Origin of the sequence: Actinophytocola sp. (genome assembly GCF_036378875.1) — a bacterium.
GTDB lineage: Bacteria > Actinomycetota > Actinomycetes > Mycobacteriales > Pseudonocardiaceae > Actinophytocola.
In genome coordinates, this window is the sequence record NZ_DASUVO010000128.1 from 46078 (window position 1) to 58549 (window position 12472).

Here is a 12472-nt window from a genome sequence, read left to right on the forward strand (position 1 = left end):
ACCGTGGCGAAGCTGCTGATCGTGCACCACACCCCGTCCCCGTCCATGCAGGCGATGTTCGAGGCGGTGGTCGCCGGCGCGACAACGGACGAGATCGAGAACGTGACGGTCGTCCGCCGCCCCGCGCTGGCGGCGACGGTCTCGGACGCACTGGACGCGGACGGCTACATCCTGGGCACACCGGCAAACCTGGGCATGATGTCGGGCGCGCTGAAGGTCTTCTTCGACCTGGCGTACTACCCATGCCTTGACGCGACGCAGGGCCGCCCGTTCGGCCTGTACGTGCACGGCAACAACGACACCACAGGCGCGATCCGCGGCATAGAGTCGATCACGACGGGCCTGGGCTGGGCAAAGGTGACCCCCACGGTCTCGGTCACCGGCGAACCGAGCAAGCAGGACCTACAAGCATGCTGGGAACTGGGTGCCACGGTGGCAGCGGGCCTCATGCTTTGACCAGGGTCAACCGATGCGCCCGCAGGGCGCACGAGTGTCCCTTTCGCTCAGAACTGGCCAGCGAAAGTCGACCAGGGATTTGTCCCAGTTGCCCTGCACGATGGCCTCGGGGCCCAGCAAAGTCTTCTTTGCTCCGTCGGGGCGGCCTGGGTCGCGCCGCCCGCTAGTGGCCGATGTCTCGAGGGTGACCTTCAGGACATCCGGGAACGGGCCTGCCCTTGACGAGCAGAACAGCCAAGCAAGATCCCCGGGGTGGGGGCGTCCCACAAGGAACCTTGAAGACCCCCCGAGTCCGCACGAGTGTCCCATTCGCTCGAACTCGTCGGCGAAAGTTGTCCACAGGCCGCCGCGACCTGGGGTTTGTCTGTGTGGCTTGGTACGATGGCCTCGGGGTGGCCCCCCGGGTATGGGTGGGGGATGCCTACGCAACCATCTGTGTTGGCGTTGATCAACGAGCATGATCTTGTCGGAAGTCTGCCCCCGGATGGCGGCGTCGGTGAGGTCCGCGTCGGGGCGTGATCGGCCCAAAATACGGCGGCACCGCACGAAGCAGCCAACCAGGCCTCAATGCCCGGAATACCCGACATCGCCCGCTGTGCGACACCAGGAGTCCAGGCACGAATCAGGCAGTGGCCGCGTGTTCCTCAGTGATCACGTCGCGTTCGCACAGCTCATAGTTGGAGATCTTGTAGTTCAGCACGTCCAGGCACGAGTTCAGCTCCGCGATGCGGCTGAGCACCTCAGCGCGTTGCTCGACGAGGATCTGCTTCCGGCGCCCCGCAGTGGACATGCCCTGGTGTCGCAGCTTCGCGTACTCCCGCATCATGCGGATCGGCATGCCAGTCATCCGGAGCTTGGTCAGGAACTCCAGCCAGGCGAGGTCGTCGTCGGAGTATGCCCGGCGGCCGCCGGAGTCGCGGGCTGGTGGGTCGATCAGTTGGATACGTTCGTAGTAACGGAGAGTGTCGATCGATAACCCACTGCGGTGGGCTGCCTCGGCGATCGCGTAAGTCACGCCATCGACCGTAGGAGCTGGAGTGCACTCCAGGTCAAGTCAGAGGTCGCTCTCCTTCGGATGCGCCCAGGCCTCCAGGCGGGCGGCCATCTCCGGTACTCCGACGTTCCCGCGGCCTACCTCGCGGACCAGTTCCAGCGCCTCGTCCTCGTCGGCGTCGATCCACCAGCCGTTCATGTCGCAGATGGTGACCGCGGCGACCCAGCCGAGTCGCCAGTTGCCCTCGACCAGCGGGCGGGTGCAGACGATCGAGTCGAGCAGCGCGGCCGCCTTCAGCCAGAGGGTGTCGTACGCCTGCACGCCCAACACCGTCGCGCGGGGTCGGTGAGCCGCGGCGTCCAGCAGGCCGAGATCGCGCACCACCAGATCACCACCGGTGACGGCAGCGGCGAGCACGAGCAGGTCGCTGGCGTCCAAGTACATGATCACTGCGGAATCATGTCAGACCCCACCGACAATCCAGGTCGGAATCGGCCGGGAAAGGCCCGGAAAACCGAGCAGACCAGTTATGAAAATGCGTCAGGTGGTGCCGATTCGGTCGAGCAAACTCTGGTACCGCGGTAGCACGCGGGAAAGCACCTCGCCGAGCTGTTGCTCCTTCTGCAGGCGCGCCCAGCGGTCGGCCAGGGCCAGCCGCATGATCTCCTGCTTGGACCTGCCTTCGCTGGCGGCCAGCTCGGCGAGATGCTCGTTTTCCTCATCGGTCAGCCTGAGAGTCATCGCCATGCGATCGACGGTACCATTTTGATACCAAACATCACTAGACCGCGCCATACTGCCGGTCGCCGGCGTCACCAAGGCCCGGGACGATGTAGCCGGAGTCGTTCAGCCGCTCGTCGACGGCCGCCGTCACCAGCCTGACCGGCAGGTGTGCCTCCGACAGGTGCTTGATGCCCTCCGGCGCGGCCAGGGCGCACACCGCGGTGACGTCGGTCGCGCCGCGGTCGGTCAGGAGCCGGATCGTGTACTCCATCGACCCGCCGGTCGCGAGCATCGGGTCAAGCACGAACACCGGACGTCCGGCCAGGTCGGCCGGCAGCGACTCCATGTACGGCGTCGGCTCCAGCGTCTCCTCGTTGCGCGCCAGCCCGACGAAGCCCATCTGCGCCTCCGGGATGAGCTTGTGGGCCTGGTCGGCCATGCCGAGCCCGGCCCGCAGCACCGGCACCAGCAGCGGCGGGTTCGCGAGCCAGTACCCCTCGGTCCGCGCCACCGGCGTGTGGATGCGGTCGGTGCGCACCGGCGCGTCCCGCATCGCCTCGTAGATCAGCATCACGGTCAGCTCGTGCAGCGCCGCGCGGAAGGTGGCGTTGTCGGTGCGGGCGTCCCGCATGACGGTCAACCGCGCCTTGGCCAGCGGGTGATCGACGGTCAACACATCCATGAGGCGACACGGTAGTCACTTGTGCGCGAGCACCGCGAACATCGTCACCGACATGTGGAAATCACCGCTCCCGGCGCCGGCGGCGAGGTCCTCCAGGAACCGTTCGCACCGCTGCGCGTCGATCACCCCACGGTCAACGGCCATGCGCCCGAGCATTTTCACGAGCGGGCCGGTCGCCGCGGCCGCCGACTGGATCAGGGCGTGCGAGCCGGTGTCGTCGACCGTGAGTCCGGCGCGGATGAGGTGGCCGGGCAGTCGCCGCGCGGCGAACGGGTTCACGATCCCGCCCCGCATGGCCTCGATGACCACTCGCGCGATGTCGGGATCACCGGGATGGATGATCGCCGTCGCCCAGTCGGTGTCGGTGATGACCACCCGGCCGCCGGGGCGCAGCACCCTGGCGATCTCCGCGGCGGCCTTGTCCGGCTCGGTGAGGTGCTGGAACACCCGCTCGCAGGTGATCGCGTCCAACGAGCTGTCCGGGAACGGCAGGGCGTACGCGTCACCAGCGACGAACCGTGCGTGCCGCGCCCGGCGGGCCGCCTCGGCACGCATGCCCTCGTTCGGGTCGAGCCCGATCGCCTCGCCGGTCTCACCGACCGCCTCGGCGAGGATGCGGGCCAGCTCACCGGTGCCGGAACCGATGTCGAGCACCCGCTCGCCGGGCTTCAACCCGAGCACCGCGACCGACCACGCGCGTAACCGGGGAATTCCTGGCAGCCGCGACTGGTGGTCCAGTGCGGCGATCTGGACGTCCACGTCAGCGGTGGATAAATCGTCGGTGGACAAATGGCCGTGCGGGGGACCGTCAGGCATGTGCGCACGATAACCTCACTCGCGTGAGTGAACCCCCTGCCGTGCCCGACCCGCGGGACATGCGGGTGTCCAACGACGACCGTGAGCGTGTCGCGCAGGTGCTGCACAACGCCATGGCCGAGGGGCGGCTCACGGTCAGCGAGTTGGAGGAACGGCTCGACAAGGTCTACGCGGCCAAGACCTTCGGCGACCTCGAACCGATGGTGCGTGACCTGCCGGTGGGCAACCAGGCGCCGCAGCTCCCCGTGCCCGTGACCACATCCTCACCCATGCCGTTGCCGAACAACCGGATCGGCGGCCGCGGCACGTCGTCGAGCGCGATCGCGGTCCTGTCCGGAACCGGCCGCAAGGGTGTGTGGACGGTACCGCCGACGTTCACGACGTTCGCGTTCATGGGTGGCATCGAGATCGACCTGACCGAGGCGCGGTTCGAGGACCCGGAGACCACCATCCAGGCGTTCGCGTTCATGGGTGGCATCGAGATCTACGTGCCGGACGACATCGCCGTGCAGGTCAACGGCACGGGGTTCATGGGCGCGTTCGAGAACCGCGCGCACAACCAGGCACAGCCGAGGCCGGGCGTGCCGCTCGTGCGGGTCACCGGCCTCGCGGTGTGGGGCGCGGTCGAGGTGAAACGGCGCAAGAAGAAGCGCGCCGAGATCGAGGACTAGTAACTCGGCCGTCATGTGCCGGGCTGAGAATGACCAGGTGGCTGAGTTGCGCTACCGGGTTGTCCATGGTTACCGCCGCGCGTACCGGATGGTCGGCAGCGGGCCGGCGCTGCTGCTCGTGCACGGGATCAGCGACCACTCCGGCACCTGGTCACACCTGTTGCCGAAGCTGGCGGAGCGGTACACGGTGGTCGCGCCGGACCTGCTCGGCCACGGCGGCTCGGACAAACCTCGCGCCGACTACGCCGCGGCGGCCTACGCGTGCGGCATGCGTGACCTTCTCGGCGTCCTCGACATCGATCGGGTGACGGTCGTCGGTCACTCGCTCGGGGGCGGGGTGGCCATGCAGTTCGCGTACCAGTTCCCGGAACGCTGCGAGCGCCTGGTGCTGGTGTCGAGCGGCGGCGTCGGCCGGGGCGTGCACCCGCTGCTGCGGCTCGCGTCCGCACCCGGAGCCGAGCTGGCGTTGCCGCTGCTCACCCACATCCCCGGCATGCCTGCGCTACTGCCGCTGCTGGACTTCGGACCGGACGCCACGTACGCGCGGGAGCGGTACACCGCGTTGCGGGACCGGGCCACGCGCACGGCGTTCCTGCGGACGCTGCGCTCGGTGGTCGACGTCCGTGGCCAGGTCGTGACGATGCTGGACCGCTGCTACCTCACCCGGGGCATCCCCACCCTGCTGGTGTGGGGTTCTGCCGACCGCATCGTCCCGGTCGGCCACGCGCACAAGGCCCACCGGGCGATGCCGGGCAGCCGGCTGGAGATCTTCGACGGCGCCGGCCACTTCCCGCACCAGACAGACCCGGACCGGTTCGTCGCCCTGCTCGACGACTTCATCGCCTCGACGCCCCCGGCGGAACACGACCCCGACCACTGGCGCACGCTGCTCCGCAACGGCCCGGACGAGGTCCCGGTCTCCTCCGGTTCCTAGAACGGCGGCTTGATCAGCTCGATCGCGAACCTCTGCTCGGCGGCGTCGGAACAGGGGCTCTGGACGACCTCCGCGCCGGCTTCGTCCACCGGTGCGCGCAGGCCAAGGCACCGGTAGTTGACCGTCGGCTGGAGACGGAAGTGCTCGCCGTCCTGTTCGAGCCGGAACTGCTCGGTCAGGTCGCCGTCGGCGCACTTGTCGCGGGGCTCGAGCATGTCCTGGCCGACCCCGTCGAGCATCACCGCGAGGCAGCCGACCCCGAACTCCGGGTGGTGCCACTGGATCTGCACGACGTTCTCGGCCACCGGTTCGAGGTAGACGAGGGGGAACGGAACCTCCTCGCAGGGCATCTGCGCGGCGATCTCCGTGTCGTACCGGTCAGTCCGGTCGTAGCCCTGGCTCAGGCACAGGTCGGGCGAGCCGGCGGGGTGGATCCGCGCCCAGCTGCCCACGACCGGCATGTCGAGGCCGCCGACCGGCTTCGCGGGCAGCTCCACGTACTTCGGTTCCTGCGTTGCCGACCCCTCGGAGCCGGACAGCGCGCCGATGCCGAGCGTCGCCGCGACCCCGACCGCCGCTCCGATGGCCGCGATGGCGGCCACCCGTGCCAAACCGTGCCACCGTGGTCGCGAGGGTGGCGGCTCCTCCTCGGGTTGCGTGGGGTCGGCCATCGCGATGCGCGTGCGTACCTCGAGCCACGTGCGCACCTCGTCGTCGCCGAGGCCGCACGCGCGGGTGAACGCGTCGACGAACCGTTCACGCGGCAGCGTCGCCCGGCCAAGAGTCGTCGCGATGGTGCTGGCCGGGAGCGCGTCCCGGTACGTCGCCGCCTTGCCCTCCATCTGGCGGTAGGTCAACCCGGACCACGTTCGCAACGCGCGGAGCTTCGCGATGAACTCGGCCGGAGTGCTGGCATTCGTCGGATCCGGCGCCTCGCCTGAACTCCCCACCGGCACAGCATGTCAGTGATCGGATCACCGGCCAACCAGGTGTTCGACCGCCGGCGGAACGCCCCAGGCCGCGTTCCGAACACGTCCGAACAGGCAATTCGCTTGCCGCCGCGGCACGCCGCCGGTCACGCTGCGTTCGTGGGGAATCCCACAACGGCTGGGGGAGCCGGAGGCTCGTGCGCGTCCGCCCGAGCCTCCGGTTGGGGGAGCCTGTCAGTGGGGCGGCCTAGACTCGGGCGCATGGCAGCACCTCAGGTGGCGAGTGCCGGGCTACCGCCCGCGCTGGCCGACGCGACCAGGGACGAGACGTCCCTGCGCCGGTTCCTCCACGGTCTTCCCGGTGTCGACCAGGTGGGCGTCGAGCAGCGCGCGGCCGGCCTGGCCACGCGCAGCATCAAGAAGGCGTCGAAGCTCTGGGCCATCGACACGGCGATCAGCATGGTCGACCTGACCACGCTCGAAGGCGCGGACACCACCGGAAAGGTCCGCTCGCTCTGCGCCAAGGCCCGCCGGCCCGACCCGGAACGGCCGGACGTGCCCAAGGTCGCCGCGGTGTGTGTCTACCCGGACATGGTGGAGACGGCCGCGAAGGAGCTGCAGGGCACGGGCGTCGACGTCGCCAGTGTGGCGACTGCCTTCCCGAGCGGCCGGTCCTCGTTACGGATCAAGATCGCCGACACCGAGCTGGCCGTCGAGAGCGGCGCCACCGAGGTGGACATGGTCATCGACCGAGGGGCGTTCCTGTCCGGGCAGTACGGCAAGGTGTTCGACGAGATCGTCACGATCAAGCAGGCCAGCGGCAACGCCCACCTCAAGGTGATCCTGGAGACCGGCGAGCTCACCACCTACGACAACGTGCGCCGTGCCTCCTGGCTCGCGCTGCTGGCCGGTGGCGACTTCATCAAGACCTCCACGGGCAAGGTGAGCCCGGCCGCCACGCTGCCCGTCACCCACGTCATGCTGCAGGCCGTCCGCGACTGGCACACCGAGACCGGTGAGCTCCGCGGCGTCAAGCCGGCCGGCGGCATCCGCAACACCAAGGACGCCATCCGCTACCTGGTCGCCGTCCACGAGGTCGCCGGCGAGGACTGGCTGTCCCCGAAGCTCTTCCGCTTCGGCGCGTCCAGCCTGCTCAACGACCTGCTCATGCAGCGACGCGCCCAGCTCGAAGGCCACTACAGCGGCCCTGACTACGTGACGGTGGATTAGACATGTGGGAGTACGCACCAGCACCCGAGTCACGGGACATCGCGAACCTGCGGCCCAGCTACCGGATGTTCGTCGACGGCGAGTTCGTCGACGGCGGCGGTGAGCCGCTGAAGACCGTCAACCCGGCCACGGAGGAGGTGCTGGCCGAGGTCGGCACGGCCGACAAGAACGACGTCGACCGCGCGGTCAAGGCGGCGCGCCGCGCGTACGAACGCGTGTGGGGCCGCATGCCGGGCGCCGAGCGGGCCAAGTACATCTACCGGATCGCGCGCATGATCGCCGAGCGGGCCCGCGAGCTGGCCGTGCTGGAGACGCTCGACAACGGCAAGCCCATCAAGGAGTCCCGCGACGTCGACGTGCCGACCGCCTCGGCGCACTTCTTCTACCACGCGGGCTGGGCCGACAAGCTCTCCTACGCGGGCCTCGGTCCCGACCCGAGGCCGCTCGGCGTGGCCGGGCAGGTCATTCCGTGGAACTTCCCGCTGCTGATGGCCGCGTGGAAGATCGCACCGGCGTTGGCCTGCGGCAACACGGTCGTGCTCAAGCCGGCCGAGACCACGCCGCTCACCGCGCTCGTCCTCGCCGAGATCATCCAGCAGGCCGAGCTGCCGCCGGGCGTGGTCAACATCCTGCCCGGCGCCGGCGACGTGGGGGCCGAGCTGGTCAGCAACACCGGCGTCGACAAGGTCGCGTTCACCGGCTCCACGGAGGTCGGCAAGCTCATCCAGCGCTCGCTCGCCGGTCGTGGCAAGAAGGTCACGCTCGAGCTGGGTGGCAAGGCGGCCAACGTCGTGTTCGACGACGCCCCGCTCGACCAGGCCGTCGAGGGCATCGTCAACGGCATCTTCTTCAACCAGGGCCACGTGTGCTGCGCCGGTTCCCGCCTGCTGGTCCAGGAGTCGGTCGCCGACGAGCTGCTCGACAAGCTGCGCGCCCGTGTCTCGACGCTGCGGGTCGGCGACCCGCTCGACAAGAACACCGACGTCGGCGCCATCAACTCCCGCGACCAGCTCGACAAGATCACCTCGCTGGTCGAGTCGGGTGAGGCGGAGGGCGCCGAGAAGTGGGTGAGCCCGTGTTCGTTGCCGGACAAGGGTTTCTACTTCGCGCCGACCGTGTTCTCCGGCGTCAGCCAGGCCATGCGGATCGCGCGGGAGGAGATCTTCGGGCCGGTGCTGTCGGTACTGACGTTCCGCACCCCGGACGAGGCCGTCGCCAAGGCCAACAACACCCCGTACGGTCTCTCGGCCGGTGTCTGGACCGAGAAGGGCTCGCGCATTCTCTGGATGGCGAACAAGCTCCGCGCCGGCGTGGTGTGGGCCAACACGTTCAACCGGTTCGACCCGACCGCGCCGTTCGGCGGCTACCAGGAGTCCGGGTTCGGTCGCGAGGGCGGCCGCGCGGGGCTGGAGGCATACCTCGATGTCTGACCGTCTTTCCGTCGCCAAGACGTACAAGCTCTACATCGGCGGCGCGTTCCCGCGTTCCGAGTCGGGCCGCTCCTACCCCGTGCGGGACGGCAAGGGCACGTTCCTCGCCAACGCCGCGCAGGGGTCCAGAAAGGACGTTCGCGAGGCGGTTGTGGCCGCCCGCAAGGCTTTCGGTGGCTGGTCCGGCGCCACGGCCTACAACCGGGGTCAGGTGCTGTACCGGGTGGCCGAGCTGCTGGAGGGCCGGCGCGAGCAGTTCGTCGCCGAGGTCGCGGCGAGCGAGGGCGTCGCGGCACGCAAGGCGCAGTCCACTGTGGACGCCGCGATCGACAGGTGGGTCTGGTACGCGGGCTGGGCGGACAAGGTCGCCTCGGTGCTCGGCGCCTCGAACCCGGTCGCCGGGCCGTACTTCTCCTTCTCGGTGCCCGAGCCGACCGGTGTGGTCGGGGTGCTCGCCCCGCAGTCGTCCTCGTTGCTGGGCCTGGTGAGCGTGGTGGCTCCGGTGATCGCGACCGGCAACACGGCCGTCGTGGTCGCCGCGCAGGACCGGCCGCTGCCCGCGATCACGCTGTCGGAGGTGCTCGCGACGTCCGACGTGCCGGGCGGCGTGGTCAACGTGATCACGGGCCGGACCGCCGAGTTGGCCCCGTGGCTGGCCTCGCACGCCGACGTCAACGCGCTCGACCTCACCGGCGCGCCGGAGTCGATGCGTGCCGAGTTGGAGGGCGCGGCGGCCGACACCGTCAAGCGGGTCCTGCGTGCGCGAGCCACGGAGCCGGACTGGACCACCCAGCCGGACGTGTCGCGTCTCCGCGCGTTCCTGGAGACCAAGACCGTGTGGCACCCGATGGGGGTCTGACAACCGATTTCGCACACGTGGCGTAGTGGTATGGCCTACTCTTTGCACTGAAGCAGGAGGGGCGCTGATGACTGACCACAACGAGCCGCTGCCACCACCGCCACCTGGCTACGACGCCAACGAGGACGCGTTCGCGAGCTTCACCCGGGGGTTCCGGCCGCTCGCCGACGACCTGGACACGGTGACACGCAACAACCTCGCGGCGCACACGTCGCTGAACGGCAACGCGTTCTCCCGGGTCGGCGACGAGGTGGGGTTGTCCGCCGCGATCCGCAACGCGACGCAGCGACAGGTCGACCGGGTAGACGGGCTCGCCACCAACACGAACGCGATGACCGACGCGGTCGCCCAGACGTGGACGAACTACGAGTCGATCGAGGACGAGCACGACCGCCGCATGCGCAAGGCGATCGGTGACATCCTATGACTGAGGCCCTTGTTACGCCGCTCATCCAGCCGGCCGCTGACGCGCAGCGCCAACTCGCCACCGACGACGGCGCGATCGACAGTGTCGGCCAGGCGCACGGCAACCTCCAGACCGCGCTGTACTCCTACGATTCGGACGCGAACGCGCAGACCCGCACCCTGCAGTACGGCTGGGCCGGCGGCTCGGCGGACCGCCAGGCCGCCGACGTGCGGACGATGACCACCACCGCCAAGGACATCGGCGAGTACAGCGCCGAGGTCCAGGCCGCGGTACGGGACGCGGCCGGCATCCTCAAGGTCGGCCAGAACGCCAACCAGCAGCTCATCGACAACTTCATGGACAAGGCGGCCGAACTGCTGTCGGCCGCGTCCGCGCTGCGGGCCGCCGGTGACCACCCCGGCGCCCAGGCCAAGATCTCCGAGCTGATCCGGCTGGGCGCACAGGTCAGCGGGGAGAGCAGCACCAACCTCGAAGCCGTGATGGCACAGCTGACCGGTGTCGTCGACAAGCTCAACGGCAGCGGCGCCACCACCCCGTCCAGCGCCGAGAGTGGCCCCGCCGCCCAGCCGCCGGCCGCCTACAACTCCGGTGGCGGCACCGGCGGCGGTGGCGGAGGAGGCGGCGGTGGGGGCGGCGGCTTCAGCGGTGGCGGTGGCGGCGGTGTCGCCACCAAGAAGCGCCTGCCGGTCGCGATCCCGCCGCAGCCGGGTACCGGTGTCGCGGTGAACCTGCCGGACGGCAGCACAGTCATGGCCCCCAACGAGACCGCGGCCAAGGCGGTCCGCGCGGCGCTTGGCCAGCTCGGCGTGCCGTACGTATGGGGCGGCACCGCACCCGGCGTCGGCCTGGACTGCAGCGGCCTGACCCAGTTCGCCTACGGCGAGGGCGGACTGGACATCCCACGCACGTCCCGCGAACAGGACATCGGCGCCGAAGTCCCGTCAGCCGACCAACTCCTACCGGGTGACCTGGTCTGCTGGGAGGGCCATGTCGCCATGTACATCGGCGAAGGCCAGATCGTCGAGGCCGGCGACCCGGTACAGGTGAACCCACTCCGCACGACGAACTCGGGCATGCCGTTCGTGGGCTTCTACCGCCCGACGGGCTAACGCGCGAGTCGCGCGTTCGGCCCCGGCGAGTCTCGCGTTCAGCACCCCCGAGTTACGTTTTCAGGTACGCCCCGGTGTCCCCGAAACGAAACTCGCAGGGGCCGACAGCGCGACTCGCGGGGGCCGAAGACGAGACTCGCGGAGCCTGCCGTCGCTCACCGACCCCGAGACGGTCGCGGGACTTGCGTGAATGGGATGCCGTTAAGCCGAACCTGTTGGCGGGATAGCGCGAGTGTCGGACCTTTCGGGCACACTTATCCCGTAACGGGGATCAGGAGGGGTCGTGGAGATCGACATCGACCGCGAGATGGCTGTGGTGGACCGCAAGGTCGCGCAGGCCGACGCTCAGGCGCAGGCGCAGATCGCGCGCGGCGGGCGGATCAGCGGGCAGGCGAGCTCGCCGGACGGCGGTATCCAGGTCGTGGTGGCGCCGGGCGGTTTACTGACCGGGCTGACGCTGTCGCCCGCCGCCGTGTCGGTGGACATGGAGACGCTGGCACGCAACATCATGTCGCTCGCCGACCGCGCGACCCGCCGCGCCGGCAGCAACATGCACAAGGCGCTGGCGCCCGTGCTCGGTGAACGCGGCGAGAAACATCTGGAATCCCTTGGTTACGTGCCGGTGGACGACGAGGACGCCGCCGAGGTCGACTTCTCCGACCCGCTCAAGCACATCGGGGGCCGCAGATGATCGAGCGGGAGCCGATCAACCGCACCACCAAGCAGATGATCGAGGACGGCCGCGCGCGCCAGGAAGCACTGTCCAAAGTGGACGATATTCTGGCGAAGGTGAAGGGCACGGCCCACGACCGCAACGGCACCGTCGAGGTGACCGTCGACGGCCGGGGCAAGCTGCTGAACCTCTGGCTGGCGCCCGAGGCCGCACGATACGGGCCCGACGGGCTCGCCGAGCTGATCGTGAAGGTGGCCGCGGTCGCCATGGACGACGCGACACAGGCCGGCTACAACAAGGTCGCCCTACTGCTTGGTGACAACCTCACCTACGCGCTGGAGCAGCTGTCCGGCCGCGCGGCACCCGCCCGGCGCACCGAAGATGGCGGTATCACCGCCGAGGAGTTCCAGGCCCGCCGGGACCAGCGTGCGGGTGTCAGGACCGAGGATGACCTCGACTCGTTCGACCCAGCTTCGCTACGGTCCGACCGGTGATCCACCATCAGGACGCCACCCCGTAGGCTTCCACCGGTTTCTGAG

Annotated in this window: 16 protein-coding genes; 10 read left to right on the plus strand and 6 right to left on the minus strand. The window is 69.3% G+C overall.

Translation table 11 applies throughout. From position 1 onward, the window contains the following. Positions 1 to 3 precede the first annotated feature (3 nt). On the plus strand, positions 4 to 456 hold the full coding sequence (locus tag VF106_RS36375; RefSeq protein WP_330844486.1) for a flavodoxin family protein: 453 nt from the start codon (positions 4 to 6) through the stop codon (positions 454 to 456). A gap of 622 nt (positions 457 to 1078) precedes the next feature. Here the strand turns inward: VF106_RS36375 and VF106_RS36380 are convergent. The 5 genes from VF106_RS36380 to VF106_RS36400 all read right to left on the minus strand — a co-directional run bounded on the left by VF106_RS36380 (position 1079) and on the right by VF106_RS36400 (position 3671). Next, a complete protein-coding gene (locus VF106_RS36380) occupies positions 1079 to 1471 on the minus strand; it encodes a MerR family transcriptional regulator (RefSeq protein WP_330844487.1) in 393 nt (130 codons plus the stop codon). 39 nt (positions 1472 to 1510) lie between these two features. Continuing rightward, the gene (locus VF106_RS36385) at positions 1511 to 1900 is read right to left on the minus strand and encodes a type II toxin-antitoxin system death-on-curing family toxin (RefSeq protein ID WP_414639146.1); all 390 of its coding nucleotides are present in this window, start codon (positions 1898 to 1900) and stop codon (positions 1511 to 1513) included. Positions 1901 to 1990: 90 nt separating this feature from the next. Beyond that, positions 1991 to 2197 (minus strand): ribbon-helix-helix protein, CopG family, encoded by a 207-nt coding sequence (locus tag VF106_RS36390; RefSeq protein WP_330844488.1) that lies wholly within the window; start codon positions 2195 to 2197, stop codon positions 1991 to 1993. 34 nt (positions 2198 to 2231) lie between these two features. Continuing rightward, positions 2232 to 2855, minus strand: coding sequence for a uracil phosphoribosyltransferase (gene upp, locus VF106_RS36395; RefSeq protein WP_330844489.1), 624 nt, complete (start codon positions 2853 to 2855; stop codon positions 2232 to 2234). 15 nt (positions 2856 to 2870) lie between these two features. Beyond that, complete coding sequence (locus VF106_RS36400) at positions 2871 to 3671, minus strand: methyltransferase domain-containing protein (protein ID WP_330844490.1); 801 nt, start codon at positions 3669 to 3671, stop codon at positions 2871 to 2873. Between the two features lie 23 nt (positions 3672 to 3694). Between VF106_RS36400 and VF106_RS36405 the strand changes: the two genes are divergently transcribed. Together VF106_RS36405 and VF106_RS36410 are read left to right on the plus strand one after the other, a co-directional pair. Continuing rightward, entirely contained in the window at positions 3695 to 4342 is a 648-nt protein-coding gene (locus tag VF106_RS36405) for a DUF1707 SHOCT-like domain-containing protein (RefSeq protein ID WP_330844491.1), read from the plus strand. An 88-nt stretch (positions 4343 to 4430) separates the two neighbouring features. Then, on the plus strand, positions 4431 to 5276 hold the full coding sequence (locus tag VF106_RS36410; RefSeq protein ID WP_414639147.1) for an alpha/beta fold hydrolase: 846 nt from the start codon (positions 4431 to 4433) through the stop codon (positions 5274 to 5276). Here the strand turns inward: VF106_RS36410 and VF106_RS36415 are convergent. Next, on the minus strand, positions 5273 to 6226 hold the full coding sequence (locus tag VF106_RS36415) for a helix-turn-helix domain-containing protein (protein WP_330844493.1): 954 nt from the start codon (positions 6224 to 6226) through the stop codon (positions 5273 to 5275). The genes VF106_RS36410 and VF106_RS36415 overlap by 4 nt on opposite strands. A 240-nt stretch (positions 6227 to 6466) precedes the next feature. Here VF106_RS36415 and deoC point away from each other — a divergent pair, with 240 nt between their 5' ends. The 7 genes from deoC (at position 6467) to VF106_RS36450 (ending at position 12427) form a co-directional block, all read left to right on the plus strand. Further along, entirely contained in the window at positions 6467 to 7435 is a 969-nt protein-coding gene (deoC, locus tag VF106_RS36420; protein WP_330844494.1) for a deoxyribose-phosphate aldolase, read from the plus strand. A 2-nt stretch (positions 7436 to 7437) separates the two neighbouring features. Then, positions 7438 to 8865, plus strand: coding sequence for an aldehyde dehydrogenase family protein (locus VF106_RS36425; protein WP_330844495.1), 1428 nt, complete (start codon positions 7438 to 7440; stop codon positions 8863 to 8865). Continuing rightward, positions 8858 to 9724: an aldehyde dehydrogenase family protein gene (locus VF106_RS36430; RefSeq protein WP_330844496.1), complete on the plus strand. Its 867-nt coding sequence runs from the start codon at positions 8858 to 8860 to the stop codon at positions 9722 to 9724. The genes VF106_RS36425 and VF106_RS36430 overlap by 8 nt, the downstream gene beginning before the upstream one ends. Positions 9725 to 9791: 67 nt before the next feature. Next, entirely contained in the window at positions 9792 to 10151 is a 360-nt protein-coding gene (locus VF106_RS36435; protein ID WP_330844497.1) for a hypothetical protein, read from the plus strand. Further along, positions 10148 to 11260 (plus strand): C40 family peptidase, encoded by a 1113-nt coding sequence (locus VF106_RS36440; RefSeq protein ID WP_330844498.1) that lies wholly within the window; start codon positions 10148 to 10150, stop codon positions 11258 to 11260. Before VF106_RS36435 ends, VF106_RS36440 begins: the two co-directional genes overlap by 4 nt. Positions 11261 to 11543: 283 nt before the next feature. Beyond that, a complete protein-coding gene (locus tag VF106_RS36445; protein WP_330844499.1) occupies positions 11544 to 11951 on the plus strand; it encodes a YbaB/EbfC family nucleoid-associated protein in 408 nt (135 codons plus the stop codon). Further along, positions 11948 to 12427, plus strand: coding sequence for a YbaB/EbfC family nucleoid-associated protein (locus VF106_RS36450; protein ID WP_330844500.1), 480 nt, complete (start codon positions 11948 to 11950; stop codon positions 12425 to 12427). The genes VF106_RS36445 and VF106_RS36450 overlap by 4 nt, the downstream gene beginning before the upstream one ends. Positions 12428 to 12472: the final 45 nt, after the last annotated feature.

What these genes read in the sequence shown, in the direction of transcription:
- VF106_RS36440 (WP_330844498.1), top strand. Translation starts at nt 10,148, where the DNA reads ATGACTGAGGCCCTTGTTACGCCGCTCATCCAGCCGGCCGCTGACGCG.
- upp (WP_330844489.1), bottom strand. Translation starts at nt 2,855, where the DNA reads ATGGATGTGTTGACCGTCGATCACCCGCTGGCCAAGGCGCGGTTGACC.
- VF106_RS36425 (WP_330844495.1), top strand. Translation starts at nt 7,438, where the DNA reads ATGTGGGAGTACGCACCAGCACCCGAGTCACGGGACATCGCGAACCTG.
- VF106_RS36410 (WP_414639147.1), top strand. Translation starts at nt 4,431, where the DNA reads ATGGTCGGCAGCGGGCCGGCGCTGCTGCTCGTGCACGGGATCAGCGAC.
- VF106_RS36450 (WP_330844500.1), top strand. Translation starts at nt 11,948, where the DNA reads ATGATCGAGCGGGAGCCGATCAACCGCACCACCAAGCAGATGATCGAG.
- deoC (WP_330844494.1), top strand. Translation starts at nt 6,467, where the DNA reads ATGGCAGCACCTCAGGTGGCGAGTGCCGGGCTACCGCCCGCGCTGGCC.
- VF106_RS36390 (WP_330844488.1), bottom strand. Translation starts at nt 2,197, where the DNA reads ATGGCGATGACTCTCAGGCTGACCGATGAGGAAAACGAGCATCTCGCC.
- VF106_RS36430 (WP_330844496.1), top strand. Translation starts at nt 8,858, where the DNA reads ATGTCTGACCGTCTTTCCGTCGCCAAGACGTACAAGCTCTACATCGGC.
- VF106_RS36435 (WP_330844497.1), top strand. Translation starts at nt 9,792, where the DNA reads ATGACTGACCACAACGAGCCGCTGCCACCACCGCCACCTGGCTACGAC.
- VF106_RS36400 (WP_330844490.1), bottom strand. Translation starts at nt 3,671, where the DNA reads ATGCCTGACGGTCCCCCGCACGGCCATTTGTCCACCGACGATTTATCC.